The 25317-nt window shown below is 60.7% G+C and carries 24 protein-coding genes and 1 tRNA gene; 17 read left to right on the plus strand and 8 right to left on the minus strand.

Going from position 1 to position 25317, the window contains the following annotated elements:
* Window positions 1–34 precede the first annotated feature (34 nt).
* Window positions 35–111: transfer RNA gene (locus HLH25_RS11760), tRNA-Met, on the plus strand.
* Here the strand turns inward: HLH25_RS11760 and HLH25_RS11765 are convergent.
* Together HLH25_RS11765 and HLH25_RS11770 are read right to left on the minus strand one after the other, a co-directional pair.
* Window positions 68–1726, minus strand: a complete 1659-nt coding sequence (locus HLH25_RS11765; RefSeq protein WP_182974357.1) for a recombinase family protein — start codon at window positions 1724–1726, stop codon at window positions 68–70. The two genes, HLH25_RS11760 and HLH25_RS11765, sit on opposite strands and share 44 nt — an antisense overlap.
* A 12-nt stretch (window positions 1727–1738) precedes the next feature.
* Window positions 1739–1933: a hypothetical protein gene (locus tag HLH25_RS11770; protein WP_182974249.1), complete on the minus strand. Its 195-nt coding sequence runs from the start codon at window positions 1931–1933 to the stop codon at window positions 1739–1741.
* 393 nt (window positions 1934–2326) lie between these two features.
* Here HLH25_RS11770 and HLH25_RS11775 point away from each other — a divergent pair, with 393 nt between their 5' ends.
* Window positions 2327–4378: a ParB/RepB/Spo0J family partition protein gene (locus tag HLH25_RS11775; protein ID WP_182974250.1), complete on the plus strand. Its 2052-nt coding sequence runs from the start codon at window positions 2327–2329 to the stop codon at window positions 4376–4378.
* Window positions 4379–4481: 103 nt separating this feature from the next.
* On the opposite strand, the gene HLH25_RS11780 is transcribed toward HLH25_RS11775, so the two are convergent.
* On the minus strand, window positions 4482–5204 hold the full coding sequence (locus HLH25_RS11780; RefSeq protein WP_182974358.1) for a hypothetical protein: 723 nt from the start codon (window positions 5202–5204) through the stop codon (window positions 4482–4484).
* 390 nt (window positions 5205–5594) lie between these two features.
* On the opposite strand from HLH25_RS11780, the gene HLH25_RS11785 reads away from it, so the two are divergent.
* From HLH25_RS11785 to HLH25_RS11795, 3 genes are all read left to right on the plus strand, one after another.
* Window positions 5595–6002: a VOC family protein gene (locus HLH25_RS11785; RefSeq protein ID WP_012553554.1), complete on the plus strand. Its 408-nt coding sequence runs from the start codon at window positions 5595–5597 to the stop codon at window positions 6000–6002.
* Window positions 6003–6243: 241 nt separating this feature from the next.
* Window positions 6244–7530, plus strand: a complete 1287-nt coding sequence (locus tag HLH25_RS11790; RefSeq protein WP_182974251.1) for an MFS transporter — start codon at window positions 6244–6246, stop codon at window positions 7528–7530.
* Window positions 7527–8780, plus strand: a complete 1254-nt coding sequence (locus HLH25_RS11795) for an arsenic transporter (protein ID WP_182974252.1) — start codon at window positions 7527–7529, stop codon at window positions 8778–8780. The genes HLH25_RS11790 and HLH25_RS11795 overlap by 4 nt, the downstream gene beginning before the upstream one ends.
* A gap of 419 nt (window positions 8781–9199) precedes the next feature.
* On the opposite strand, the gene HLH25_RS11800 is transcribed toward HLH25_RS11795, so the two are convergent.
* From HLH25_RS11800 to HLH25_RS11810, 3 genes are all read right to left on the minus strand, one after another.
* Entirely contained in the window at window positions 9200–10390 is a 1191-nt protein-coding gene (locus HLH25_RS11800; RefSeq protein ID WP_182974253.1) for an IS91 family transposase, read from the minus strand.
* 18 nt (window positions 10391–10408) lie between these two features.
* Window positions 10409–11320: a tyrosine-type recombinase/integrase gene (locus tag HLH25_RS11805; protein WP_182974254.1), complete on the minus strand. Its 912-nt coding sequence runs from the start codon at window positions 11318–11320 to the stop codon at window positions 10409–10411.
* A 1132-nt stretch (window positions 11321–12452) separates the two neighbouring features.
* Window positions 12453–13088, minus strand: coding sequence for an NAD(P)-dependent oxidoreductase (locus HLH25_RS11810; protein WP_182974255.1), 636 nt, complete (start codon window positions 13086–13088; stop codon window positions 12453–12455).
* A gap of 127 nt (window positions 13089–13215) precedes the next feature.
* Here HLH25_RS11810 and HLH25_RS11815 point away from each other — a divergent pair, with 127 nt between their 5' ends.
* The 3 genes from HLH25_RS11815 to HLH25_RS11825 are packed head-to-tail and all read left to right on the plus strand — an operon-like array spanning window position 13216 to window position 14509.
* Window positions 13216–13632, plus strand: a complete 417-nt coding sequence (locus HLH25_RS11815) for a thiol-disulfide oxidoreductase DCC family protein (protein WP_246402118.1) — start codon at window positions 13216–13218, stop codon at window positions 13630–13632.
* An 11-nt stretch (window positions 13633–13643) separates the two neighbouring features.
* Window positions 13644–14345 carry an SDR family NAD(P)-dependent oxidoreductase gene (locus HLH25_RS11820; protein ID WP_310889097.1) on the plus strand — a complete coding sequence of 234 codons (702 nt, stop codon included), beginning with the start codon at window positions 13644–13646 and terminating at the stop codon, window positions 14343–14345.
* Between the two features lie 2 nt (window positions 14346–14347).
* Window positions 14348–14509, plus strand: coding sequence for a DUF2256 domain-containing protein (locus tag HLH25_RS11825; protein ID WP_218026293.1), 162 nt, complete (start codon window positions 14348–14350; stop codon window positions 14507–14509).
* Here HLH25_RS11825 and HLH25_RS11830 read toward each other — a convergent pair.
* Both HLH25_RS11830 and HLH25_RS11835 read right to left on the minus strand, forming a co-directional pair.
* Entirely contained in the window at window positions 14468–15976 is a 1509-nt protein-coding gene (locus HLH25_RS11830) for a cryptochrome/photolyase family protein (protein WP_182974257.1), read from the minus strand. The genes HLH25_RS11825 and HLH25_RS11830 overlap by 42 nt on opposite strands.
* Before the next feature lie 59 nt (window positions 15977–16035).
* A complete protein-coding gene (locus tag HLH25_RS11835; protein ID WP_182974258.1) occupies window positions 16036–16617 on the minus strand; it encodes a PAS domain-containing protein in 582 nt (193 codons plus the stop codon).
* Window positions 16618–16893: 276 nt separating this feature from the next.
* Here HLH25_RS11835 and HLH25_RS11840 point away from each other — a divergent pair, with 276 nt between their 5' ends.
* The 9 genes from HLH25_RS11840 (at window position 16894) to HLH25_RS11880 (ending at window position 25280) form a co-directional block, all read left to right on the plus strand.
* Window positions 16894–17832, plus strand: coding sequence for an NAD(P)/FAD-dependent oxidoreductase (locus HLH25_RS11840; protein WP_182974259.1), 939 nt, complete (start codon window positions 16894–16896; stop codon window positions 17830–17832).
* 106 nt (window positions 17833–17938) lie between these two features.
* A complete protein-coding gene (locus HLH25_RS11845) occupies window positions 17939–18343 on the plus strand; it encodes a hypothetical protein (protein WP_182974260.1) in 405 nt (134 codons plus the stop codon).
* Between the two features lie 36 nt (window positions 18344–18379).
* Window positions 18380–18925, plus strand: coding sequence for an RNA polymerase sigma factor (locus HLH25_RS11850; RefSeq protein ID WP_246402121.1), 546 nt, complete (start codon window positions 18380–18382; stop codon window positions 18923–18925).
* Window positions 18922–19629, plus strand: a complete 708-nt coding sequence (locus HLH25_RS11855; protein ID WP_182974262.1) for an anti-sigma factor — start codon at window positions 18922–18924, stop codon at window positions 19627–19629. Before HLH25_RS11850 ends, HLH25_RS11855 begins: the two co-directional genes overlap by 4 nt.
* A gap of 132 nt (window positions 19630–19761) precedes the next feature.
* Complete coding sequence (crtI, locus tag HLH25_RS11860; protein WP_182974263.1) at window positions 19762–21342, plus strand: phytoene desaturase family protein; 1581 nt, start codon at window positions 19762–19764, stop codon at window positions 21340–21342.
* Window positions 21339–22901 carry a phytoene desaturase family protein gene (locus HLH25_RS11865; protein WP_182974264.1) on the plus strand — a complete coding sequence of 521 codons (1563 nt, stop codon included), beginning with the start codon at window positions 21339–21341 and terminating at the stop codon, window positions 22899–22901. The genes crtI and HLH25_RS11865 overlap by 4 nt, the downstream gene beginning before the upstream one ends.
* A gap of 182 nt (window positions 22902–23083) precedes the next feature.
* Window positions 23084–23689, plus strand: coding sequence for a lysophospholipid acyltransferase family protein (locus tag HLH25_RS11870; protein ID WP_246402123.1), 606 nt, complete (start codon window positions 23084–23086; stop codon window positions 23687–23689).
* 104 nt (window positions 23690–23793) lie between these two features.
* Window positions 23794–24828, plus strand: a complete 1035-nt coding sequence (locus tag HLH25_RS11875) for a glycosyltransferase (protein ID WP_246402125.1) — start codon at window positions 23794–23796, stop codon at window positions 24826–24828.
* A complete protein-coding gene (locus tag HLH25_RS11880; RefSeq protein ID WP_182974267.1) occupies window positions 24825–25280 on the plus strand; it encodes a DUF2141 domain-containing protein in 456 nt (151 codons plus the stop codon). The genes HLH25_RS11875 and HLH25_RS11880 overlap by 4 nt, the downstream gene beginning before the upstream one ends.
* Window positions 25281–25317: the final 37 nt, after the last annotated feature.

Here is a 25317-nt window from a genome sequence, read left to right on the forward strand (position 1 = left end):
GTCGCCGCCAGGTCTTCCAGTCCTCCCTCACCCCCGCGGGGTGGAGCAGCCCGGTAGCTCGTCAGGCTCATAACCTGAAGGTCATAGGTTCAAATCCTATCCCCGCAACCAACGATACTTGCGATACGAACGCATCAAGAACGCCACTGTCCGGATGGACCGTGGCGTTTTTCTTGTGCGCCGCAAACTGCAGGATCGCCGCCAGGTCGCCGCGCAGGATGATCGCCAGTTCGCCATCGGCGGGCTGGAGCGTGATCTGTGAGACGAGCGTACGCAGGCGCTCGGCCGCCTCGGTCTTCGTCTCCTCGGCCTGAAGGCTTTCATAGAGAGACGCGATCCGCTGCTGGTAGATCTCCGCCATGTTCGGATGGAGAAGGGGAGGTGGCTCCTCCGTGTTGGCCAGACGCTCTGTAAGTTCGATTTTGCGAGCCTCGAGCGCGCCGATCTTATCCTTGAGCTTCGCGCCCGGAACGCCGTCGAGGATGGCTTGGATTGCCTTGTCCAGTTCGCGATCAATACGAGGCAGCTCATTTCGCATCGCCACGAGGTCGGCGCCCAGTTCCATACGCAGTCGGTTCACCTCGCGGGTGAACTCGTTGCAGAACTCCTTGAACAGGTCAGGTTCCATCAGGTGCGTCCGCAGTCCGCTCAGGACCGATGCTTCCAGCGCGTCGCGACGGATGTTCAGGCGGTTGTCGCAGGTGCCCTTGTTGCGCGCCGTCGAGCAGCCGAGCAGATCTTTCGAGATCATGCTGTAGCCGCCGCCACAGCAGCCGCAGCGGATCAGACCGGCAAAGAGATGGCGGGGACGCCGCCGCTCACTGAGCGCTTCGTTTCCCCTTTCCGGCTGGTTGAAGGTTGTCTCGACCTGGCGCGCCTTCACGGCGTCCCACAGATCCTGCTCGACGATCCGAAATTCCGGCACCTCCTGGATCACCCATTCGGATTCAGGATTGAGGCGTGAGACGCGCTTGCCGGTATCGGGATCCTTGAGGTAGCGGAGCCGGTTCCACACCAGCTTGCCCACATACATCTCGTTGTTGAGGATGCCGGTCCCGCGCTCCCGATTGCCGTGAATGGTGGACGGTCCCCATTCGCGTCCCTGCGGACCCGGAACGCCGTCCCGGTTCAGTTCCATGGCGATCGTGCGCGAGGACTTGCCGCGCGTGTAATCGGTGAAGATCCGCCTGACCGTACGGGCTTCGTCCTCATTGATGGTCCGGTCGCCGCGAATGCGCTCACCCTTCGCATCGAACTGGCGCACGACATCGTAGCCGTAGGAATTGCCACCGCCGGACTTGCCGTCCTCGACGCGTCCGCGCAGTCCACGGCGCACCTTCTCGGCCAGATCCTTGAGGAACAGGGCGTTCATCGTGCCCTTGAGCCCGATATGCAGGTGTGTGACATCGCCCTCAGAGAGGGTGATGATCCGCACGCCGGAGAAGGTCATCCGCTTGAACAGCCCGGCGATATCTTCCTGGTCGCGCGACAGCCGGTCCATGGCTTCGGCCAGTACGATCGTGAAGCGGCCGCGCGTGGCGTCCTGGATCAGTTCCTGAATACCTGGGCGGAGCAGGGAAGCACCCGAAATCGCCCGGTCGGTGTAGCTGTCGACGATCGTCCAGCCCTGTTTCTCCGCGTGAAGCCGGCAGAGGCGTAACTGATCCTCGATTGAGGCATCACGCTGGTTTTCGGATGAATAGCGGGCGTAGAGCGCGACTTTCACAATCCCATCTCCCTAATCCTGGAGATCGCGTCGCCTCGCGGCCTCCACTTCGGCGTTGACGAAATCCCGTGCGGCCTGACGGGCTAGAAGCCGGACCAGACTGACCAGCCGTGGATCGGCTCCACTGCGCAATGGGGTCACGTTGGCGTCCGGGGCGTCGAGAACGAGCCGCAGCCTGTCCGCTATCGTATCGCGTTGGCGTGCCATCTTCCCGTCCTTTCTGCATGGACCTTTGGTTGGCTCTGACGGCACTCTGGATGTCGGACGGGACGTGTGTGAACAGAAAAATACACGCAAACAAAGAGATGGGCCGTCCGAAGAGGGCTTGGGGATAGTCGCGAACACGCGCGGCTATCGCCGTCGGCACTGTCACAAATTGGTGAGGACGCGACTATAATAGTCGCAATGTATCGCAGCTTGTATCGACTCGCGGGTTGGTTGGCACGGACCTGTGTTCTGTAGAACCGTCTCTGCGCGGTTCCGTGGATGCGATCCGGCGTCTGGTGGGGCCGGGAGAGAGGAAGAGGGACGTGGGGTTTTCGGTGACGGATTCAGGGGTGGGAGAGAGGCTTCCGCCCGTCCGTCACGGAGTGTTCCGCCATGGCGAGCGCCATCCAGAAAATCGCCCTCAATGCGTCCCGTGATATTCCTTTCAACAAGCTGGTGCTGTCGCAGTCCAACGTGCGGCGTGTGAAGGCCGGCCTGTCGATTGAGGAACTGGCCTGCGATATCGAACGTCGCGGGTTGCTGCAGAGCCTGAACGTCCGTCCCGTCCTGAACGGCGAGGGGGCAGAAACCGGGTCTTACGAAGTGCCGGCCGGCGGCCGGCGCTTCCGCGCGCTCGAACTGCTGGTGAAGCAGAAGAAGCTGGCGAAGACGGCCCCGGTGCCCTGTGTCGTGCGCGAAGCCGGCTCGGCCATTCTCGCCGAGGATGATTCCCTGGCCGAGAACGTCCAGCGGGTCGCGCTGCATCCGCTGGACCAGTTTCGTGCCTTTCGCGACATGCTGGAGAAGGGCATGTCCGAGGAAGAAATCGCCGCCGCGTTCTTCGTCGTGCCGGCCGTGGTGAAGCAGCGCCTGCGCCTGATGACCGTTTCGGACAAGCTGCTCGATGTCTATGAGCAGGATGGCATGAAGCTCGACCAGCTCATGGCCTTTTCGATCAGCGACGATCATGCCCGTCAGGAACAGGTCTGGGAGATTATTGCCCAGAGCCACAATCGCGAGTCCTATCTGATCCGCCGCATGCTGACGGAAAAAACCGTGCGCGCATCGGATCGGCGCGTGCGCTTCGTCGGGCTGGATGCCTATCTTGCTGCCGGCGGTCCCGTCATGCGTGACCTGTTCGAAGCCGACGATGGCGGCTGGCTGCAGGATCCGACCTTGCTCGACCGGTTGGTCATGGAAAAACTGGCGTCAGTCGCAGAGGATATCCGTGCCGAGGGCTGGAAATGGGTCGAGGTGGCGCTATCCTTCCCCTGGGGCCACACACGGGATTTCGCGGAGATCGAAGGCACGCCTGTTGCGATTTCGGAGGAAGAAGCCGCCCGGCTGACTGCGCTGCACAGCGAACAGGAAACCATCGAAGCGGAATACGCGCAGGCCGATGAATTCCCCGAAGACATCGATACCCGGCTGGGGGAAATCGAACAGGCCATTGAGGCGCTGGAAGAACGCCTTGTGTCCTTCGATCCGGCGGACACAGCGCGTGCAGGGGTCTTCGTCAGCCTGGACACCGACGGCACACTGCTGGTCGAGCGGGGCTTCGTCCGTCCGGAAGACGTGCTGGCGGACCCCGAGGACCACCACGATGCATCCGAAGGTGATGATGACGCGGTCGTCTATTACAGCGCGGGTGACGACGGCGAAGGGAGGGAAGGCGCCTCCGACAATGAGCCCGAGGACGACGACGGGCTGAAGCCGTTGTCCGACCGCCTGCTGACGGAACTGACGGCCTGGCGCACGCTGGCTCTGCGCGATGCGTTTGCTGCCAATCCGCATATTGCATTGACGGAACTGCTGCACACGTTGGTCCGCGACCTCTACTGGCAGGTCTCGGGCGTGGACTGCCTGGAAGCCTATGTCCGGGAGATCCCGCTGCGGGTCCATTCCCCCGACATGCCCGGCAGCCTGCCGGCCCACGCGCTACGCCAGCGCAACGAGGGCTGGCAGCACGATCTGCCGGAGGACGAGGACGCACTCTGGCAGTGGCTCGACGGACTGGACGATGCCAGTCGCATCGCGCTGCTGGCGCATTGCCTGTCTTTCGGGATCAACGCGCTGCATGAATCGTCCCATGGTCCGTCTCTGGCGCGTAGCATCAGGGAGCGGCTGGCCCGCGCCGACCGTCTCGCCACTGCGCTCACGCTCGACCTGGCCGAAGCGGGCTGGCAGGCGACTGTGGAGAACTATCTCGGCCGCGTCACCAAGGCGCGCATCCTCGAAGCCGTGCGCGAGGCGCGGGGTAACGAGGCCGCCGACCGCATCGCCCATATGAAGAAGGGCGACATGGCACAGGCGGCCGAAAGGCTGCTTGAGGGCAGCGGCTGGCTGCCCGAGGCTCTGCGGACGGCGAATGCGCCGGAGCTAATTGAAACGGAAGAAGGGGCGGCGCGCATGACCGACAGTCCTGATGCGGTCGCAGCCGAGTGAGATCTATTGTTGAGTATCATGGGCGGCTTCCGGTCTTCGGGAGCCGCCTTTTGTATTGGACGAGACTGTCTTCGGACGCACCCGCGTTAGCGGCCGGTTGGAGTCAGTGACGGGTCGTCGGGAGCAGGTGTCGATCCGTCTCGAGTTTGAGGGCTGCCGCCCATAAGGGCGTTTTGGTATAGAAATCCCGTCTGCTGAAGCCGGTGCCTGTTCGGTGCTCGTTGAGCAGTCCTGCCCAGCACAGCGGACTCAGGACATGGACGTAAAGACTGGCGGTCAGCTTGAAATCCCGGCGACGGATATCCTCTTCCTCGCCCCCGTAGAGAACCGAACATAACCGCTCTTCGGTGACGGCAACCTGGGCCTCGATATTGATGACGTTGAGAAAGATATCCCAGTTGCCGAACAGTGGTTCATCGCTCCGGGTGTAAGGGCTGTGGACAACGACAAAGAGGAGATGGGTCGTCAACAGCATCCAGAGCCGGGCTGGCTCCGATTGGAGCTTTCTCGCCAGGTCGGTCAGCCGCAGGGTGCCCTTGAAATGCCGTGCGAGCTTCACGCTGAGCAGGACCTCGTGCAGGATCACCAGTGGCGGGAAATCGTGTTCATTGAGGACTTTGTTGACGGCGTAGAGGTCTTCGACCCTATAGTGGGGCCAGTCAAATGCCTCGGCGGCCCACGCGACAAAATAGCGCTTGAGCGCTTTGCTGGGCGTGAGGCCGATCGGGCCGTTTTCCTCAATATAGCCGATCGTCAGCAGCGCTGCCTTCAGGATGAGGGCATGCGACAGGGGGAGGTCGTTGTCGGGCGAACGAAACGGATTCATCACGGAAACAATGAACCAGGTCGGTGCGAGTTGCCAGTCTGGCTCTGCCACGCGGGGACGATCTCCGTCCCGCGTCCTTCATTGTAATGTCGGTTATCGCCTCTCATATCGGTCATTTTTTGTTTTCCAATGGACGTCTCGTAAGCGGACATAGCTGAAGATGTCGCTTGACCGCTGATGCTGGCATCAGCAAAGTCGTGTTTGCCTAAAAAGACAGCGATACAGGTAGGGTGATAACCTGTGGTCTCTCCGGAGACAGTCACGCTTGAGCGAATAAACCCGCTCTTGGCCATGGCCGGACACGACGAGGATAGGCCTCGTCCGTGGTCGGTCGTCGCTGTCCAGATTGCGACCGGCTCGTGTCCGTCTCACCGACGGAAAGACACAGTCATGAAGCTGAACCATATCAATCTCTACAGCCAAGATACTGAGGCTGATCGCGTGATGTTCGAACAGTATTTCGGCCTGCGCACTCTCGTTGTACGTGGGATCAAGATGGCCATCATGGAGGACAATGATGGGCTGGTGCTGATCGTCAATCATTTCGACAACAAGCTCGAAGGCTTCGATTATCCCAGGCAATTCGACATCCTGCACATTGGTTTCATCCAGAAGTCTCGCAAGGACGTTGATGCTCTTTATGAGCGCCTAAGCGCCGATGGCTGGGAGGTGCAGGCTCCACGCAACGCGCATGGGGCGTGGTGCTTCTATTTTCGAGCGAAAGGGGGTTATTTTATCGAAGTGACGACATTAACGCCGGTTCGCCCCGAAGAAGCATATCGGAGAGCCCCATGTTAATGCTGGGCACGAGAGGCTCAGCAACCTGAACGACCTTTCTGATTTAGGATGCGGGATGAAGGAAATATTAGCATGCCTGTCGATTATATTAAATAACGGATAAATATTTTTATAGATTGATCCTTTTTGTGTTAAAAATACTTTATTATACGGGGCAAATGGCAATGAATATTCCAATAAACTCAACAAAAAGCAGAGGAAAAATAATTTTGTAACTTATTCTTTCGAACGCAGTTAAGGCTTGCTGCTGAACGAAGAGACCGTGATGACCTCGCCTCATACCGCCGTAGCCGTTACTCATGAACCCCCCGCTATTCCAGGGTTTAATCGGGCCTTGCTCGCCTTATGCGCTCTCAATTTCTTCATGGCGGACGTCCAGGCCGGGATAGGGCCCTTTCTCGGCGTTTTTCTTCAGCGTCACGGCTGGCAGACGGGGCCGATCGGAACCGTCATGACCGTGGGAGGCATTGCCGGAATGCTCGCCACCATTCCCGCGGGCGCGCTGATTGATCACACGACGAAAAAGCGGTTGCTCGTCATTGTGGCAGCGCTCTGCACGATTTCTGCTTCACTTCTTCTTCTAAGCTCGCAAGCGGTGCCCGTTGTGACGGTCAGTCAACTTGCAACTGCTTTGGCCGGAGCCGGGATGGGCCCTCTGATGGCGGCTATAACGCTCGGGATCGTGCGCCAGAAAGGCTTCAACACACAGATCGGCCGTAACCAGGCCTGGAACCACGCCGGCAATATGGCCGGGGCCGGACTGTCCGGCTGGCTGGGATGGCAGTTTGGCCTCTCAGCAATTTTCTTTCTTGAAGTCGCCTTCGGTCTGTTCGCCATTTCTGCGGTCCTCCTGATCCCGGAAAAATCCATAGATCATAAAGCTGCACGCGGACTGGACGATAAACCCGTTCACGATGAGGGGACGGCGGAGGGGTTGCGATCCTTTCTGCGACACAAGCCTCTTCTCATTCTGGCGAGTTGTCTGTGTTTCTTCCATCTCGGAAACGCCGCGATGCTCCCGCTGTACGGCATGGCGGTCGTTAGTGCAGGCAAGGGTAATCCAGCCATGTTTACGGCGATGACCGTGATGGTCGCACAGGCTGTGATGATCGTCGTGAGCCTGCTGGCCATACGTTTCGTCAGGGACCGTGGTTACTGGATCGTCCTGCTGATATCGTTTGCCGCCCTATCGCTGCGTGGTTTGATCGCGGGAAGCTTCATCCAGCATTGGGGTGTGTGGCCGGTGCAGATCCTCGATGGGATCGGTGCGGGGCTTCAGAGTGTCGCCGTGCCAGGTCTGGTGGCCAGACTGCTGAACGGAACCGGACGGATCAATATCGGACAGGGCATTGTTATGACGGCGCAGGGCATTGGAGCAAGCCTCTCCCCGGCTCTGGGAGGATGGCTTGCGGAAGATCTGGGATACACCGTGGCGTTCTATACTCTGGGCTGCTTTGCAATCGTGTCACTGGGGCTCTGGATAGGTTCGGCATCGATACTGCGATCTGCCGATCAGGTGTCGGCATGACCTCTCACCAGGAGGCGATCTGGACGATCGCTGTTCTGGCGACGGCCGGTGTTATTCTTCGACCGTTTCGGATCCCGGAATGGATGTGGGCCGTCATCGGAGCCACGGTCCTCATGGTGACAGGGCTGATCCCCCTCACCATGGCGGGGGCCGGTCTCGTGAAAGGCGGCGATGTTTATCTGTTTCTTATCGGCATGATGCTGCTCAGTGAAACGGCGCGCGCAAACGGACTGTTCGACTGGATTGCGACCTGGGCCGTCAATCATGCCGCTGGTTCAACGGCAAAGCTGTTCAGCCTGGTTTATCTGGCCGGTGTCGTGGTGACGACGTTCATGTCCAACGATGCGACGGCTGTTGTGCTGACACCAGCCGTGTTCGCGGCAGCAAAAAAGGCAAAAGCTGATCCCCTTCCGCTGTTGTTTGCCTGCGCACTCGTCGCCAATGCGGCAAGCTTTGTCCTGCCTGTCTCCAATCCGGCGAACCTGGTTCTGTATGACGGCGCACTCCCTGCGCTGGGATCATGGATGAGGTCATTCGCGCTCCCGTCGATCTTGGCGATCATGACGACCTATCTGGTTTTGCGCCTCATGGAACGGTCACACCTGCGTCAGGACTGCGCCTCCCAGGTTGAAACCATTCCGTTAACACTGGGCGGCAAGGCGGCTTTTGTCGGCATCGTGCTAACTGCGCTTCTGCTTGTCACAGTGTCCGCTTTTGATCTGTCTCTCGGCTTGCCAACAGCGCTCGCCGGTATTGGGACAGCATTGGGCGTCTCAGCGCTGGCACGACGATCGCCGCTTGCGCTCATACGGGATATTTCATGGGGCGTTCTCCCGCTGGTCGGTGGCCTGTTTGTTCTGGTAGCTGCCGTCGAAAGTACGGGAGCGGTCGGAGTGCTTGGCCGCCTGCTTCAGCAAGCCGCCAAAAGCGATCCTGTCACTGCTGCCTGGGGGGCTGGCGCTCTTCTGGCTTTTATCTCCAACATCATGAACAACCTGCCTGCCGGATTAATTGCCAGTGAGACAGTGGCGCAGACTCATGTCCCGCGACTGGTGATTGATAACCTGTTGATTGGCGTGGATCTTGGCCCAAACCTTTCCGTGACGGGATCTCTAGCCACAATTCTCTGGTTGCAGGTGATCCGTCGAGAAGGCGAAGAGGTCGGGTTTCTACAATTTCTCAAGGTTGGTGCTGTGGCTATGCCCGTTGCGCTTTTCACGGCACTCGGTGCGCGACTGTTGGTCGGATGACGGCCGCGGTAATCCTGTCGCTGCTCGCCCTGGCTGCGTTGCACATCGCATAATCTGGCAATCCCTCTCGACCATCGGCGAATAACGAGAAGTGTTGCGGACCATCCGCTTTCCTGAAGGGTTTCGGGCGCCGCGAGGCGTACGAAAGTCTGGGAAGACCGAACCCGCGACACCGGGACTCAGTTATGGGGAATTTGCAATTGGCGCCGTCCCGGGGGAGAGGCTGAGCCAGAGCATACAGGTGCGTTTGTGGAACTGGAACGGGTTTTTGTGACCGGATCTGCATGACGCAATGACAGAACTGGCAGTGTAGGCAGCGATTTTCCCGGGTTTTCCAGTGATGCGTACAGGAGATACGGTTTGTCGGAGCGATGCCACTCCGATATCGGGATCGGTCATGCTGTAATCTCTGCGGGCTGTCATGGTGATCCCCCGGCCGGATCAGTCGCCCGTGGTGGTCCTCGGGGCTGGCACCATCGGGGAAGGATCTGGATGACGACCATCGAACCACCACAGCATGGGCACGGCGGTGGCGTGGCCGGTTCGGCCTCCGGGACTTCTGGCGCTGGTGTGGATATGACCTTGAGCAGTTCCCGCACCCGGGCGAGGCTGGCCTTGCGACTGGAACTGGCCAGCAGGCCATAATGGCGGATGCGATGAAATCCCCGTGGCAGGACATGCAGCATGAAGCGGCGGATGAACTCATCCGTGGCGAGTGTCATGACCTGCTGCTGGTGGGCCGTGTCCCGCCGGTAGTCCTTGTAGCGGAACGTCACGCCGTTTTCGTTGAACGCCAGGAGGCGGCGGTTCGAGATGGCGACACGGTGGGTATAGCGCGACAGGTAGGCCAGCACTGCTTTAGGACCGGCAAAAGGCGGTTTGGCGTAGACGACCCAGCGCGTGCTGCGCACAGGGGCCAGATACCGCATAAAGGCACGGCGGTCTGCCAGAGGGGCAAGCTGCCCCCGAAAGGCCAGCCGGTCGGTATCGAAAAGTGCGCGCAGCCGGGTCAGGAACAGGCGGCGGAACAGTTTGCCCAGCACGCGAACGGGCAGCAGGAAGGCAGGGCGTGACGAGATCCAGCGCTGGCCATCGGGCGAGAGACCGCCACCCGGCACGATCATGTGCACATGGGGATGATGGGTCAGCGCCGAACCCCAGCTGTGCAGCACGGCGGTGATGCCGATGCGGGCACCCAGATGCCGGGGATCGGCGGCGATCGTCATCATCGTCTCCGAGGCCGCCTGGAACAGCAGGGCGTAGAGAACGGCCTTGTTCTGGAGCGCGATGTCGGCGATCCGCGCCGGCATGGTGAAGACGACATGGAAATATCCGACCGGCAGCAGATCGGCCTCCCGTTCGGCCAGCCATGTCCGCGCGGCGTTCCCCTGACAGCGCGGACAATGACGGTTGCGGCAGCTGTTATAGGCGATCCGCCAGTGTCCACAGTCCCCGCAGGCCGCGACATGACCACCAAGGGCCGCGGTGCGACAGTGTTCGATCGCCGACATGACCTTGAGCTGCTGCAGGGGGAGACGGCCGGCATGGGCTGACCGCCAGGCAGGGCCGGCAGCCCGGAAGATGTCCCCCAGTTCGAGGGAGGCAGACATGACCGCCCCCCCGGGGGATCAGCCGTCGGGCCTCGCCTGCGTTGTCGCCAGCATGCCCAGCCTGTCGAGCGGACTGATGACGGCCCGCACGGTCCGTGTCGCAACTTTTGTATAAAGGGCCGTGGTCTCCAGACGGGAATGACCCAGCAGAACCTGGATCACGCGGACATCGACACCATCCTCAAGCAGATGTGTGGCAAAGCTATGCCGCAGGGTATGAGGCCCCACACGTCTGGTGATCGAAGCAGCCCGCGCGGCATCGACAACCACACGATGGAGTTGCCGTGTGCTGATGGGCCTCATGGTGTCCTGCCCGGGAAAAAGCCAGCCACCGGAATGCATCACGCCCTGCTGGCGTCCGGCCTTCCACCACTCCCGCAGCAGGGGCAGAAGGTCTGCCGGAAGCATGGCGTTGCGATATCGTCCTCCTTTGCCCCGTTCGACCCTGAGCAGCATGCGCTCGCTGTCGATATCACTGATCTTGAGAGCGGCGACCTCGGCCACCCGCAGGCCTGCCCCATAGGCGACCGACAGGGCGGCCTGATGCTTGAGGCATACGGTCGCGTTGAGCAACCGGGCAACTTCATCACGGCTCAGCACGACGGGCAGGTTGCGGGGCTGCGCTACCCGGACCAACTTGCGTGCAAGGTCAGGGCGGTCGAGCGTCTGGGTGAAGAAAAACCGCAGCGCCGACACGATGGCATTCATGGTCGGTGTCGGCATGCCAGCCGCGTTCTGCGCAATCTGGAACTGGCGCACATCCTCGCCTGTTGCCGTGTGGGGTGAGCGGCCCAGAAACGTGGCGAAACGGCCGACATCGCGAAGGTAATTACGCTGCGTCTCCCGGGAGAACCGCCGCACCGCCATGTCATCAAGCAGGCGCTGGCGAAGGGGACTGATTGCAGCAATGCACAGGGACTCTGTCATCATCCGGCTCCTTCTGGTGGGAAGAAGCCAGAGTGCTTGGCCCGATCAGGACAGTTCCAAATAAAACAGATCGCTCACGCCGTGGTGACAGACCTGCACACCGCACCAATCCCGCGCAGCGGGTTCGTTCATCCTGAAAACTTGGACAGCTCTTTCTGTAAGCGAGATGAGGCGTCAGCAGCCTGTCTGCTTGTCCCGCGCTAAGCGCACTTACCGGTTTCGCCTCTTCTAGGACATTAGCGGCTCAATGACGAACAGCGAAAAGCGGACATCATCTTATACCGTTGCCGTCGTTTCGTGCCGGTCCGCTTCACGTAGCAGAACGGCAATCCCCCGGACTACCGGAGACATCACGCCGCCTTGCAGATGCAATCGCGTCGCACGCGGCGTGCCTTCGACCGCCTCTCGTGCCACCTAAAAAGGATCCGTGTGTCTTGAGTCCATCCAACGCACCGATGGTCTCGGTCGTTTTAGCAGTGTCATATGCACCCGCCGTGACCCGATGCTGGTATGAACGCGGACGTAATGATTTTCCTATCTGGAGCAAGATTATGTCTTTGCTCAGATGTGCCACACGGGCTGGACGCTCGACGGCAATGACATCCGTGTTAAACAAAGCGCCCGCGTTCATCGCCAGACGCTGTGGGAAGAGGAGCGCTGTAAATCCGACCGCCTCAATCAACTCGCTTTGCAGACACTGGACGCCCTATCGGTTCCATAGTGCTGTAGTTTCGGCCAGATCGCCAGGGCCGACACCCTATGTTACTGTTGCTTGCAAAAAAGTCGTTGCGATTAGCACCCCCACGACAGTGGGCCAATCTCTAACCTGCAATGTCGAGACCACTATCTCATCATTAGAGGCATGGTTCGTGATCGCTTACATCCGCAGAGGTCTGGGGAAAATCAATCAAGTCGATTTCTGAAGCACACTCTCAGATTATCTCAGCATCAGCTATTTTATGAAAGTAAAAAACGGAAATAGCTTTGTTGCTTTTCTTAATTAAGGCGTTATAATATTTTAATTTGCAGTTTTTATAATAATATTAAAGATTATTTATTTATGGAAAGAAAATGTTTAGGTTATATATTATAAAAAACAGAGAAAAGTTTTATTTAATATAGAAATTTAATATATTTAAAACCGGATAATAACAGGTTTTTGGCCAATCATCGCTACATCTGTAAGATGGGATACCACGTTAGCTGCGACATCTCCGCGAGACACAACACCGTTTCGCCACTGTGCCGGTGCCATTAAGATTTTAGCTTTGCCGCTGATGCTCCCGTTGATCAGCACGCCCGGTCGCCAGATCGTCCAGTCCAGACCGCTGGCGACGATAAGCCTTTCCTGCCGGGTCTTGTCGTCATAAGCGCGACCAAACAGCATACGAAAGGGCAGGCGCTGAAACGGACCGATAGCAGCGGCACTGTCGCCTGCACCAAAGCCGGTTACAGCCACCAACCGGCGCACGCCCTGGCTGATCATCAAAGGCACCAAGACCCCCGTAGCCTGGGAAAACAAGTCGATCGGTCTGAACAAATCACGGTTGGAAACCCCCAGAACCTGTATTACCCCATCGACGCCGACGAGCGCTCGCCTCACGTCCTGCGACGCCAGAGCATCACCGGGGAATTTCTCAAGCCGATCGTGCGTCAGTTTGATGCCGGAGGCGCCGCGAGCAAAGGCTCTGACACTATGACCTTGGCCAAGCGCCGCCTTGACGACTTCGAGCCCGAGGCCTCGCGATGCACCCATCACCAGAACAAACACAACACGCCTCCAACACACTTGTCTTCCATCATCATCCTTTGAGGGTGCCACAGAGGAAACACGTCATTTAGGGCATAGGCGCCAGATGCCCAGTCAGGATGCCAGGCAGTAACCCGGACGACCTGACATGTTCCCGAAATGTCAGGTCGTCACAGGGCGGGAAGTATTGCAAGATGTGATAATGAATGATCGACACGACGACGATACCTTCACCGTATGGTACGATGGCGGCTGTCCACTCTGCCTGCGCGAGATCGCGCTGATGCGCCGATGGGATCGGGCAAAGCGTATTCACTTCGTCGATCTCACCGACCCGGCGCAGGCCTGCCCTCTCGACCGGCAATTGCTGCTCGATCGTTTCCATGCCCAGCAAGGCAGTGTGCTTTATGACGGCGCCGCCGCTTTTGCGGCCATGTGGCGCGTCATTCCGGCGCTGCGACCGCTTGGCGAACTCGCCCGGCTGAAACCGGTCCTGTGGGTTCTTGAGGCAGGTTACCGTCGGTTTCTTAGGGTGCGGCCGATCCTGCAGCGATGGCTGAGATGAGGGTAGCAGCTGTGTTCGGCGCCGGCGGCGGCATCGGCCATGCTGTCGTCGAACGCCTTGCCGCGTCTGGGCGCTATGCGCGCATCCATGCGGGATCACGCCGACCATGCGTCGGCTTTGGTGCCACGGTGTCGCCGTTCACCTTCGATTTGACCGACGAGAACAGCATTGCCGACGCCGCGGCCTCAATCGAGCACACCCCCGAATTGGTCCTGTTAACCACCGGGATTCTGCATGATCGGGTGCGGAACATTGTTCCCGAAAAGACATTTCGCAGCCTCGATGCCGCGTCCATGGCCCGCGTCTTCGCCATCAACACCACCGGGCCGGCGCTGATTGCCAAGCATGTGCTGCCACGTCTGCCACGCGATCGACGCTCGGTTTTCGCGGTTCTCTCCGCACGGGTCGGCTCCATTGGCGACAACCGGTTGGGAGGCTGGCATGCCTATCGTGCCAGCAAGGCGGCGCTTGACATGCTGGTGGTCAATTTCGCTATCGAGATGCGGCGCACCCACCCTGAGGCGATCGTCGTGGCCCTGCACCCCGGCACCGTGGGCACCGCGCTTTCAGCGCCATTCCAAGGTGCCGTGCCAGCGGGAACGCTCTTTTCGCCCGCCACGTCGGCAGAGAATCTTCTGCGGGTGATCGAGACTCTCACCACTGCCGATAGCGGCAGACTGATTGCGTGGAATGGAGAAAGGCTGCCTTGGTGAAAATGCGCAGAAAAGCCGATCTGCCGAGCAAACTCTGCGCGGCCTGCGGGCGGCCCTTCGTCTGGCGCAGAAAATGGGCGCGCGACTGGAGTTCCGTGCGCTATTGCTCCACCCGCTGCCGCTCAACCAAGGGAAGCGAGAAAACGCTCGGCGTCACGCGTTAACCGGGCCTGTTTTTCGGGTGCGAACCCCTCCCATGTGCGCACCATCTGTGCCATGCGCGGATTGCCGCGCAGCCGGTCGGCATGGCGCGCGACAAAATGCCAGTAAAGCAGATTGAACGGGCAGGCTTTCGGCCCCTCCTTTGCCTTGACGTCGTAGGTGCAGGCCTCGCAATAATCGCTCATGCGATGGATATAGGCACCGCTGGCCGCATAGGGTTTACTGGCCAAAAGACCGCCGTCGGCAAACTGGCTCATGCCGATGGTGTTGGGCAGTTCGACCCACTCGAACGCGTCGGCGTAGACCGCCAGATACCATTCATGAAGCGCGTGCGGGTTTATCCCGGCGAGCAGCGCGAAATTGCCGGTGATCATCAGCCGCTGGATATGATGGGCGTAGGCCTCTTCGCGCGTCTGGGAGACACAGGCGCCCACGCAGCTCATGGGCGTGTCGGCGCTCCAGTAAAAAGACGGCAGAGGCCGATGCGCGTCCAGCGCATTGCTCTGCGCATACTCGGGTCCGCGCCACCAATAGATGCAGCGGACAAACTCGCGCCAACCAATGATCTGACGGATGAAACCCTCCGCGCTGTTAAGCGGCACACGCCCCGCGCGCCACTCAGCCTCCACCGCGCGGCACATCGTCAGCGGGTTGAGCAGGCCAAGGTTGAGATAGGCCGACACCACTGAATGACAGAGAAAACGATGCCCCTTTAGCATTGCATCCTGATAGCGGCCGAAATCTCGGAGGCCATGGCGCAAAAAATGGGCGAAAGCAGCCTCGGCCCCGGCGCGGGTGACAGCGAACCAGAAAGGATTCAGTTCGCCGAAATGATCAGGAAAACACGTCGCCACCATCTTCAGCACATCGCGTGTGATCGTGTCGGACTCGAAACGCAGCGGATCAGGCATAACCAGAGCGCCCGGCGCCGGGTTGCGATTGTCGCGATCGAAATTCCATTTTCCCCCGGCAGGCTGGTCGCCTTCCATCAACAGACCTGTCTTGCGGCGCATCAGCCGATAGAAATGCTCCATCCGAAGGCCCGTGCGTTTTTCAGCCCAGGTGGCAAAGCGGTGACGATCGGCCAGAAAGCGATCGTCGGGCAGCAGGGTGAGTGACGGCCATTGTGCCATTTCCTGCATCAGGCGCCATTCGCCAGGCTCTGTGGCGAAGACCTGCGCCGCACCGTGCCGGGCGGATGCGCGCATCACCTCGCCGCGCAGGCTGCCGGAATTGGCCGGATCGCTTAATGTGACGTAATCGACACGCCAGCCGGACATGCGCAATTCCGCTGCGAAATGCCGCATTGCCGCGAGGATCAGCACGATCTTCTTCTTGTGATGGCGGACATACGTGGCCTCGGCGATGACCTCCGCCATCAACACCACATCGTTTTCCCGGTCGGCCGCTCGAAGGGAGGATAGGGCCGGCGTCAGCTGGTCGCCCAGAACAAGAACTATACGTTTCATGTCGAAAGATTAGCTTGCCGCCCCCTGACGCAAAGCCTGACTTCAGGGGCAAAAATCCGTCAGAATCCCGCTTCGATTGCAAGGCGCACGGCATCGGCGGTCGTCTGCGCGCCCAAGGCGCGCAACATGGCGGCACGATGCATTTTGACCGTACGCTCGGACACCCCCAACGCATGAGCAATCTGCTTGTTGAGCTGGCCCTTTGCCATCGCCAGCAACACCGTGCGTTGCCGGGGCGATAACCCTTCGACCTTGAGGCGCGCGGCCGCTGCGCGGCTTTCGTCGGGCCCGTCCGGAATCTGCATCTGGGAGCCGAGAAAATAAAGGAGTTCCCCTTCGCTATCGAATATAGGCGCCACCATCACGGCATTGCGAAAAGGATGGCCGTCCTTCCTGTAATTAAGAATCTCGACCATCACCGGCCGTCGTTCGCGGATGCCTGCACGGAGGGTTTCCATCAACTGCGGCTCCGTCCCGGCCCCGGTCAGAAAACGACAATTGCGGCCGATGACCTCCTCACGGGTATAACCGGTCAAAGCCTCGAACGCGGCGTTGCATTCGATGATCGGATTGTCGGGCAGCCGCGGATCGCTGATTACAGCAGCGACTATACTGTCAGCGATCATGTCTGAAATAGCCATCGGCCACTACTCCACGCTCCGGCGCCAACCATTTCCAGCGTCCGAAAAGAAAACGAACATACCCTTTTTGCCATATTGCCGACAACCGCCCGATGCCCGGATATGAAAGCTAGTCAACCGTAACGGTATCTTTCGCATAATGCCGGGAAGGCCAACGCCTTATGAATGTCATGACCGCCATTTGTTCGTGCAAGGAAGTCTGCGACCACGCCAAAGAAGCGAGGTCGTCCCGAGCCGTTCCAGCCGACATGACGGCCTGTTAAATCGGAGGCAACAATGCGCATCGTTATTATCGGAGCTGGAATGGCGGGGCTGACCTGCGCACAGGCGATCTGCAAGGCTGGCCACGCGGTGACATTGTTCGACAAAGGTCGTGGTGCAGGTGGACGGATATCGACGCGGTGCATATCCGTGAACGAGGAGACACTGGCCTTCGATCATGGGGCCCAATATTTCACTGCGCGCGGAGCATCGTTCCGCGAACAGGTGGCGCATTGGCATATTCGGGGCGTGGTAGCGCCATGGCCTGTCGCCGGAGCCGATGCCTGGGTGGGCACGCCCGGTATGAACGCGCCGGTCGCGCACATGGCCGCGCAGCAGGAGGTGCATTTCTCCAGCCACGTTATGGGACTGGCATCGGAAGGGCGGAAGTGGCGGATCATGCTGCAAGATGGATGCGCCCATGGTCCCTATGACGCCGCCATTCTGGCTCTTCCGGCAGAGCAGGCCGCCGCCTTTCTGGGGGCACACGATCTGCAAATGGCTGCTCATGCCGTGGCTGCGCGTTCGCGGCCTTGCTGGACGGCGATGATCGCGTTTTCGGATCGGTTGCCCATCGAGACCGATATTCTTCGCTCTGCTGGACCGATCGCTTGGGCAGCACGCAACAGCTCTAAGCCCGGCCGGGATACGCCGGAAACATGGGTCGTGCAGGCCGGATCAGATTGGTCGTTTCGGCATCTGGAGAAGGACGCGGAGGATGTTGCGGAACGATTAGCCGCGTGGCTGACAAATCAGACATGGGGCGTCTCCTTGCCTGACCGAAAATGTCTCGCTGCGCATCGCTGGCGCTACGCAATGACGCGACCTTCTTCATGTGGTGCCCTCTGGAATCCCGACCTGCGTCTGGGGGCCTGCGGCGACTGGCTGTTGGGGCCGCGCATAGAACTGGCCTGGCAATCTGGCGCGGCACTTGCGGCAAAAATTCTCGCCTGAGGAGGGGATCCTGTAACTCAATTTCGCCCTCGCATTTCGCGATGTCATCACAAGTGGACATCCATCCCGTGAAGCCTACGCGAACATTCAGCCGAAAGGACGAGTCATGAAACATCAGGAGAAGGAAACCCCGAAACTCGTCATGCTGCGCGCTTCCGAAAGGACGCTTCTTGATCGTGACGAAGCATGCAAGGTTCTGGGGATCGAACCGGGGACGATGCGCAAACTTAACCTGCTTGGCTGCGGAGCACCGTCCCTGAAAGTGCGAAACGTGAGGCTCTACCGGCGGGAGGACATCCTCGTGCTCCGCGAGCGCTGGATGGCCGCCGTTGACGTTAATGAACAGGATCGTCTTGCCCGACGCCGGAGACGCGATGAAAGCTGTGGAGCGGAGAAAACCGATCCACTCATGATGTTTCTCGCGCATCGGACCATGATTGATCGTCTAGTGATTCGGTTGTTCTGGAGCATGATCATTTTCGGCGGCCTGATCTGCCTGATTCTGTATTAGGAAATGCCACGACAATTGACGAGAGCGAGGACATTTTTGAGTATCAATCCAGACGGAAGTCTTGAACACCTGATGCTGCGGATCGCCGTCGGGGATCACGCCGCTTTTCGAACTCTCTACGACCAGCAGTCGCCACAACTCTACGGTCTGGCCCTCCGCCTGCTGCGACAGCCGGAGATAGCGGCCGACGCGGTGCATGACACGTTCGTCGAGATCTGGCAGCGGGCGGCGCGCTTCGACCCAGAGCGCGGAAGCGTCGGCGCCTGGCTTGGGACCCTGCTTCGCTATCGGGCAATCGACATTCATCGTCGAACGCGGCGGGAGGAAAGCGGTTATGAGCGGCCGGAAGAAGTGGATCGGGCCCCCGATCCTTTAGACAATCTAGAGAGTTCGGAACAGGGGCGGGCGCTGCGGCTTTGCCTGGATACTCTTGAGCCGCGATATCGGGAGGTCGTGGTTCTCGCATTTCTTGATGGGCAGTCGCATGCCGAGCTTGCGCAAACGCTTGCGACACCCCTTGGGACGATCAAATCCTGGGTGCGGCGCGCACTGGGTGCCTTAAGGAGTTGCCTTGGGTCATGAGCGATCGACCGCAGATCCCTGGGTCGGACGACGACCGCTATATCGTGGCAGGCGAATATGTCCTGCGGCTAATCCCGGAAGAAGAGGCAATGCGGGTCGAGGCCGATCCGTCGATGGCGCCGTTGATCGCCTCCTGGGAACAGCGGCTCGCGCCCCTGCTCACCGTGCCGGCGCCCGTGCCTCCGCCTGCCGATCTCTGGCACCGGATTGCCCGCTCGACCGGAATTGCGGACCGGCCTGTCCGATCGCCACGAGGCTCTGCTTCGTGGGCCCGGAGCATCGCCTTCTGGCGCGCAGCCACGGCAGGCATGAGCCTTGCGGCAGTCGTTCTCGCCGGCGTAATTCTCTCACGGGATCGTCTGGAAGACCGGCAGGCGCGCTTCGTCGCAGCACTTGCGCCAACGGACGCGCAGGCCGGGTTTGTCGTTAGCCTGGCCGCCGACGGGAGCCTTACCGTTGAGAATAGCGGTCGCATCCACGCTCGAAGCGGTCGCGATCTGGAGCTGTGGGTTTTGCCCGACGGCGAGAAAGAGCCGAGATCGCTCGGCGTCTTGCGCGGCGAAGGAAATATCGCAATCAGAGAGAAGATGACGTTCAGCAGCGCCCAGTTCATGATCACCGACGAGCCGTCCGGCGGTTCATCAACGGGGCAGGTTTCCGGTGCGATATTGTTCGCTGGAAGGCTTTCGCCGCTTCCAGAGTAACCGCCCGGAAACGCCCAATCTCATAAAAAGTAATCTGCCCCTCATCCAAATGCTTGCCTCCTCCGTAATCCCTTTAACCACGGCGTCTTCGTGCATCCGAAGACGCCGTCGCATGCTATTGGGAGCGGGTGTATGTCAGATGCGGAAGACTGCCGGGTCGCCATTATAGGCTCGGGTCCCGGCGGACTGGCGGCCGCGATGCTGCTCGGTCATCGTGGCGCCGAAGTGACGGTTTTTGAAAGCCGGAACGAGGAGGGGGGCCGATCCGGTGCCTTCAGGGGCACGACGCAGGACGGGATTTTCAGCTTTGATATCGGCCCGACTTTTTTTCTCTATCCCGAGATGTTGCGGAGCCTCTTCGCCGAATGCGGCCTCGATCTCGATCGCGAAGTCTCACTTGCACGGCTTGATCACCATTATGACCTGATCTTCGAAGATGGTCCGAAATTGTCGGTCTCGTCTCGCGTCGATGATCTCGAAGCGGAAATAGCCAAAATAAGTGCCACGGACGCGGTGGGCGTCCGTCCCTTTCTGACAGAAAACCGGCGTAAGCTGGAAGCGTTTGCGCCGATCCTGCAAAGGCCATTCAATTCGCTCGCGGATGTTGCCCGGCTCGATATGCTCAAGGCCCTGCCGCTCCTGCGTCCGCATCGTTCGGTGGACGCCGATCTGGCGCGCTATTTCAATGACCCCCGGACGCGGCTCGCCTTCTCGTTTCAAAGTAAATATCTCGGCATGTCACCGTACCGCTGTCCGAGTCTGTTCACGATTCTCGGCTTCATGGAGCATGAATTCGGCGTCCATCATCCGATTGGCGGCACGCGGGCCGTGATGGCCGCCATGCGGCGCGCGGCGGAACGGTTCGGCGTCCGTTTCCGCATGGGCGAGGCCGTCAGCCAAATCGCATTTTCCGGACGGCGGGCCGTCGGCGTCGTCACAGCGAATGGCGTCCATCCCGCAGACGCCGTCGTGGTGAACGCGGATTTCGGTCGGGCGATGACGCGCCTTGTTCCCGATAGACTACGCCGCCGCTGGACGGACCGGAAGATCACCGGCAAGCGCTATTCCTGTTCCACCTTTATGCTCTATCTCGGAATCGAGGGGCGGCTGGACACGATTGGTCACCATTCCATATTTCTCTCCCGTGAATACCAGAAGAATTTCGCCGAGGTCGAGGCGGGCCTGACGCTCCCTCAAGATCCGTCGCTTTACGTGCAGAACGCCTGTGTCACCGATCCGGGCCTGGCGCCGGCGGGGTTTTCCACGCTGTATGTGCTGATGCCCGTCGGTCATTTGCGCGAAGACGGTCTGGATTGGTCGGAAGAGACGCGGGCACGGGCGCGGGCACTTGTCCTCGCGAGACTGCGTGATGCGGGATTTCCAGATCTGGAGCATCGCATCCGGTTTGAAAAAATCGTGACACCCCAGGACTGGGAAGACGAAATGGACGTCCATCGGGGCGCGGTCTTCAATCTCGCCCATTCGCTGGACCAGATGCTCTACCTTCGTCCCCACAACCGTTTCGAGGATCTTGAGCGGGTCTATCTCGTGGGCGGCGGCACGCATCCGGGCAGCGGTCTGCCGGTGATTTTTTCCGGCGCGCGCGTGTCCTGCGCCCTTCTGGCGGACGATCTGGGGCTGGCTAAAGCGCCCCGCGCCTCAAACTCTTTTGTCGCGCCAGCGGGCGCCTTTCAGCACGGAGAACCGATATGAGCGCAACTCTGCCCGTGGCCGTGATCGGCGGCGGTCTCGCGGGGCTGGCGAGTGCCTGCACGCTGGCGGCGCGCGGCTGGCCGGTCACCTTGTTCGAGAAGAACGGCTGGTTCGGCGGCAAGGCGGCCGTGCTGGAACAGGACGGGTTCCGCTTCGATATGGGGCCGACAATCCTGACTGTGCCCGAGGTGCTGCGCCGCGTATTCGACGAGGCCGGGGTGGATATGGATGAGCGGCTCGATCTGCGGCGCCTCGACCCGCAATGGCGCTGTTTCTTCGAGGACGGGCTCGTGCTCGACCTTGAAGAGAATATCGAAGCGATGGCCGCTAGACTGGAGGCACTTTCGCCCGGCGACGGCGACGGATACCGCCGGCTGATCGAAATGAGCCGCGGTCTGCACGAGGTCTCGGAAAATTTTTTCTTCTGGAAGTCGGTCGGCGGACTGCGCGACACGGTCGACTTGCGCGCGAACATGGACCTGTCGACGCTACGTCAGGTCCTGAGCCTGCGGATGGGATCGAACGTCGCGCGTGAAATACGCCGCCGGGTCGCCGATCCGCGGGCTAGCCAAATGCTCGATCACATGACCCAATATGTGGGATCGTCGCCAGCGCTTTCGCCTGCCGTTCTGTGCTCGATCGCCCACATGCAGGCCCAAGGCGGGGTCTGGTATCCGATGGGAGGCACCCGCGCGGTCCCGGATGCACTGATCCGTCTTGCGGGCGAATTGGGCGTGCGGCTGCAGGCTGGCGTCGACGTCACACGTATCGTTGAACGCGACGGGCGCGTCCGGGCAGTCGAGACCGCGTGTGGCGAACAGATCAAGGTCTCGGCCGTTGTGTCGAACATGGACAGCGTGCGGACGATGCGTGAACTCGTCGGCGGAGAACCGGCGGCAGCGTTCGCGCGGCGATGGAAGCGCAAGCGACCGGCTTGCTCGGGCGTGGTGCTCTATCTCGGGCTTGATCGCGGATACGAACATCTCCTGCATCATGATTTCCTGTTCTCGCACGATCCGGAGCAGGAGTTCGAGGATATCTACCGGGCCGGAATTCCGGCCGCCGATCCCACCTGCTATCTCGCGGCCCCGGCGCGAACCGACCCTTCAGTTGCGCCTCCCGGTGGGGAAGCGCTTTATGTGCTGGCCCACACGCCTTTCATCCGCCGTGGTCAGGACTGGGAGAAAATGTTTCCCGCCTATCGCAGGACGATCCTTGAAAAGCTCAAGCGCTGCGGCGGTATGCCGGATATCGAGGACCGCATCGTGACCGAGGCGCATCTCACACCACAGGACATTCACGACCGCTACCGTGTTCTGCGCGGCGCGATCTACGGGTTGGCGAGTCACGGCGCGTTCACTGGCGCGTTCAAGCCGGCGAACCGCTCGCGCGAGTTGGCCGGACTTTATCTCGCTGGAGGAGCCGCCCATCCGGGGCCGGGAATGCCGATGGTCCTTATGTCGGGCTGGATCGCCGCTGACTGCCTCGATCGCGATCTCGGTGATGGGAGCGCGGCGCGAGCATCGGGGGGTGCCCGATGCGGAGTCGTCCGCGCCTGAAGCGCGCCGGGGATGTCCCGTCGCGTTCCTCACTGATAGTGCGTCTGACGACCCTGGCGATGATCAGGGCGCTCCGGCGTCAGTTCGATGCCGTGCGCCTTTCTGGCGGCATTCCAATGGAGGCTTGCGCCGGGCGCCCGGTGATCGTCTGCGCCAATCATCCCTCATGGTGGGATCCCGCGATGTATTTTCTTCTGGGCAGCCTGTTCCCGGCCTATCGGCGGGGATTCGGCCCGATGGATGCGGCGTCTCTCGCCCGCTATCCCCTGTTGGAGCGTGCGGGGCTGTTCGGCGTCGATGCGCGCGACCCGCGTTCGATCGGGCGCTTCCTACGCACCGGCAAAGCGATCCTCGCCGATCCCCGCTCGATGCTCTGGATTGCGGCGCAAGGACGCTTTTCCGACGCGCGCCAACGACCGGTGGCGCTGCGGCCCGGCGTTGCGCACCTCGCCTGCCTGACGGAAAACCCGGTCGTTCTGCCGCTCGCGCTGGAATATGTTTTCTGGAACGAGAGCCGCCCGGAGGCGCTGGCTCGCTTTGGCGAGCCTGTCTTCGTCAGGGCGTCTGAAAGACCGAAAGAGCTCAATGCGCGGATCGAGGTCGCGCTGACCCAGGCGATGGACGAACTCGCCTGCGAGGCGAAAAGCCGGGACCCGGCGCATTTTTCCATGCTGCTGCGGGGAACGGCAGGTGTCGGTGGTCTTTATGATCTGGGACGGCGGCTTCGCGCGCTCGTCAGGGGCGAGCGTTTCGATCGCCGCCACATGATGGAGCCTCGTCGTCCATGAGCCCCCCCCCTCTCGCCTGGTGGCAGCGCCCTGGCTCGACCGCCTCCCGGCTTGGTCTCGTGCTCGCTGCGCTGCCTCTGGCGATCGCTGCGAGTAATCTCCTTATGGTGCGCAGGCCCCGCCGGTGGCGCGGGCGGCCTTCGATCTCGGTGCTGATCCCGGCGCGTGACGAGGAGGCGACCATCGCCGCCGCGGTGACCGCTATTCTCGCCTCACGTGACATCGATCTCGAACTTATCGTGCTGGACGACCACTCGACGGACGGGACCCGCGCCGTCCTGAACGGCATTCACGACGACCGGCTGCGGGTCATCCCAGCGCCGGATCTGCCGTCCGGCTGGCACGGAAAGCCTCATGCCTGCTCGTGTCTCGGTCAGGCGGCGTCGCATGAACTGATGCTGTTCCTCGATGCCGATGTCAGGGTTTTCCCGGACAGCCTCAATCGGTTTGCCACCTGGATGAATGACAATCCTGCCGTCGATCTCGCGAGCGGCGTGCCACGACAGATCGTATGCGGCGTTCTTGAACGGTTGCTGATTCCGCTGATCCATCTCGTGCTGTTCGGCTATCTCCCGGTGATTCTGGATAAGGGCGACCGGCCGGCCTTTGCGGCGGCGTGCGGACAGCTCATTCTCGTCCGGCGGTCGGCATGGCGCATGGTTGGCGGTCACGCGGCGGTTCGCGCGCGGCTCCACGACGCGCTGTCGCTCGCGCGCGCTTTTCGTCGCGCAGGCCTGCGCACGGCCGTCATCGACGTCACCGACCTTGCCGTCTGCCGGATGTATCGAAGCAATCGCGCGGTCTGGGCCGGCCTGTCACGCAACGCGACGGAAGGCATGGCCACCCCGAAGGCACTGCCGGTCTGGACGTTCCTGCTTGCTGGGGGGCATGTTTTTCCGTTGATTCAGCTTGGCCGCCGCGTGGATCGGGCCTCGGTCTCCGCCCTGGCCTGCGCGTTCGGACTGCGCGCGCTGCTCGCCATTCGGTTCCGACAGGATATGCTTTCGGTCGCGACGTCGCCGCTCGGCGTTGCCCTATTGCTGCTGCTGCAATGGCGCGCCCTGTTTCACAAACTCATGGGACGTCCGGTTGAGTGGCGGGGTCGCCTCTATTCTTCAGGAAAGCGTCAGACATCATGAATCTTCAGGCCGCCATCAACCGGAACGCGTTACGCTCACTCTCTCTGGCGCTCGCGGCGGGTTTAGCTCTCTCGCCTGCGATGGCGCAAGCCGGGGATATGACGGTCACTGTGACGAACATTCCGGACTCCGTTGGATTGGTTCGGATCGGAATCTGCACAGAGGCGGAATTCCCCGGAACCCAGTGCGCCCTGCACGCGCTTGTTCCAGCGGCCCGGGGTGAGGTAACCGCGATCATAGCGAATGTTCCCGCCGGTACATACGCTGTCGCAGCGTTCGAGGATCGTAACGGAAATGGCAAGCTGGATAGAAGCTTCTTCGGGATTCCGACCGAACCCATCGGCTTTGCGCGCAATCCGCCGATGCGAATGGGACCGCCCTCGTTTGCCGATGCGGCGCTCCGTATCCCTGCGGAGGGGGGCACCGTTACAGTTCCCCTTCGGCTCAGGTGATGAAGCGGGCTCGCGCTATGCGCGTATTGACGACAAA

Source organism: Gluconacetobacter dulcium, assembly GCF_014174165.1.
Classification (GTDB): Bacteria; Pseudomonadota; Alphaproteobacteria; order Acetobacterales; family Acetobacteraceae; genus Gluconacetobacter; species Gluconacetobacter dulcium.

Excerpts from the sequence above, each read along its gene's own strand:
- HLH25_RS11770 (WP_182974249.1), bottom strand. The coding sequence starts at position 1,933 with ATGGCACGCCAACGCGATACGATAGCGGACAGGCTGCGGCTCGTTCTC.
- HLH25_RS11775 (WP_182974250.1), top strand. The coding sequence starts at position 2,327 with ATGGCGAGCGCCATCCAGAAAATCGCCCTCAATGCGTCCCGTGATATT.
- HLH25_RS11780 (WP_182974358.1), bottom strand. The coding sequence starts at position 5,204 with ATGAATCCGTTTCGTTCGCCCGACAACGACCTCCCCCTGTCGCATGCC.
- HLH25_RS11785 (WP_012553554.1), top strand. The coding sequence starts at position 5,595 with ATGAAGCTGAACCATATCAATCTCTACAGCCAAGATACTGAGGCTGAT.
- HLH25_RS11795 (WP_182974252.1), top strand. The coding sequence starts at position 7,527 with ATGACCTCTCACCAGGAGGCGATCTGGACGATCGCTGTTCTGGCGACG.
- HLH25_RS11800 (WP_182974253.1), bottom strand. The coding sequence starts at position 10,390 with ATGTCTGCCTCCCTCGAACTGGGGGACATCTTCCGGGCTGCCGGCCCT.
- HLH25_RS11805 (WP_182974254.1), bottom strand. The coding sequence starts at position 11,320 with ATGATGACAGAGTCCCTGTGCATTGCTGCAATCAGTCCCCTTCGCCAG.
- HLH25_RS11815 (WP_246402118.1), top strand. The coding sequence starts at position 13,216 with ATGTTCCCGAAATGTCAGGTCGTCACAGGGCGGGAAGTATTGCAAGAT.
- HLH25_RS11825 (WP_218026293.1), top strand. The coding sequence starts at position 14,348 with ATGCGCAGAAAAGCCGATCTGCCGAGCAAACTCTGCGCGGCCTGCGGG.
- HLH25_RS11830 (WP_182974257.1), bottom strand. The coding sequence starts at position 15,976 with ATGAAACGTATAGTTCTTGTTCTGGGCGACCAGCTGACGCCGGCCCTA.
- HLH25_RS11835 (WP_182974258.1), bottom strand. The coding sequence starts at position 16,617 with ATGGCTATTTCAGACATGATCGCTGACAGTATAGTCGCTGCTGTAATC.
- HLH25_RS11840 (WP_182974259.1), top strand. The coding sequence starts at position 16,894 with ATGCGCATCGTTATTATCGGAGCTGGAATGGCGGGGCTGACCTGCGCA.
- HLH25_RS11845 (WP_182974260.1), top strand. The coding sequence starts at position 17,939 with ATGAAACATCAGGAGAAGGAAACCCCGAAACTCGTCATGCTGCGCGCT.
- HLH25_RS11855 (WP_182974262.1), top strand. The coding sequence starts at position 18,922 with ATGAGCGATCGACCGCAGATCCCTGGGTCGGACGACGACCGCTATATC.
- crtI (WP_182974263.1), top strand. The coding sequence starts at position 19,762 with ATGTCAGATGCGGAAGACTGCCGGGTCGCCATTATAGGCTCGGGTCCC.
- HLH25_RS11865 (WP_182974264.1), top strand. The coding sequence starts at position 21,339 with ATGAGCGCAACTCTGCCCGTGGCCGTGATCGGCGGCGGTCTCGCGGGG.
- HLH25_RS11870 (WP_246402123.1), top strand. The coding sequence starts at position 23,084 with ATGTATTTTCTTCTGGGCAGCCTGTTCCCGGCCTATCGGCGGGGATTC.
- HLH25_RS11875 (WP_246402125.1), top strand. The coding sequence starts at position 23,794 with ATGGTGCGCAGGCCCCGCCGGTGGCGCGGGCGGCCTTCGATCTCGGTG.
- HLH25_RS11880 (WP_182974267.1), top strand. The coding sequence starts at position 24,825 with ATGAATCTTCAGGCCGCCATCAACCGGAACGCGTTACGCTCACTCTCT.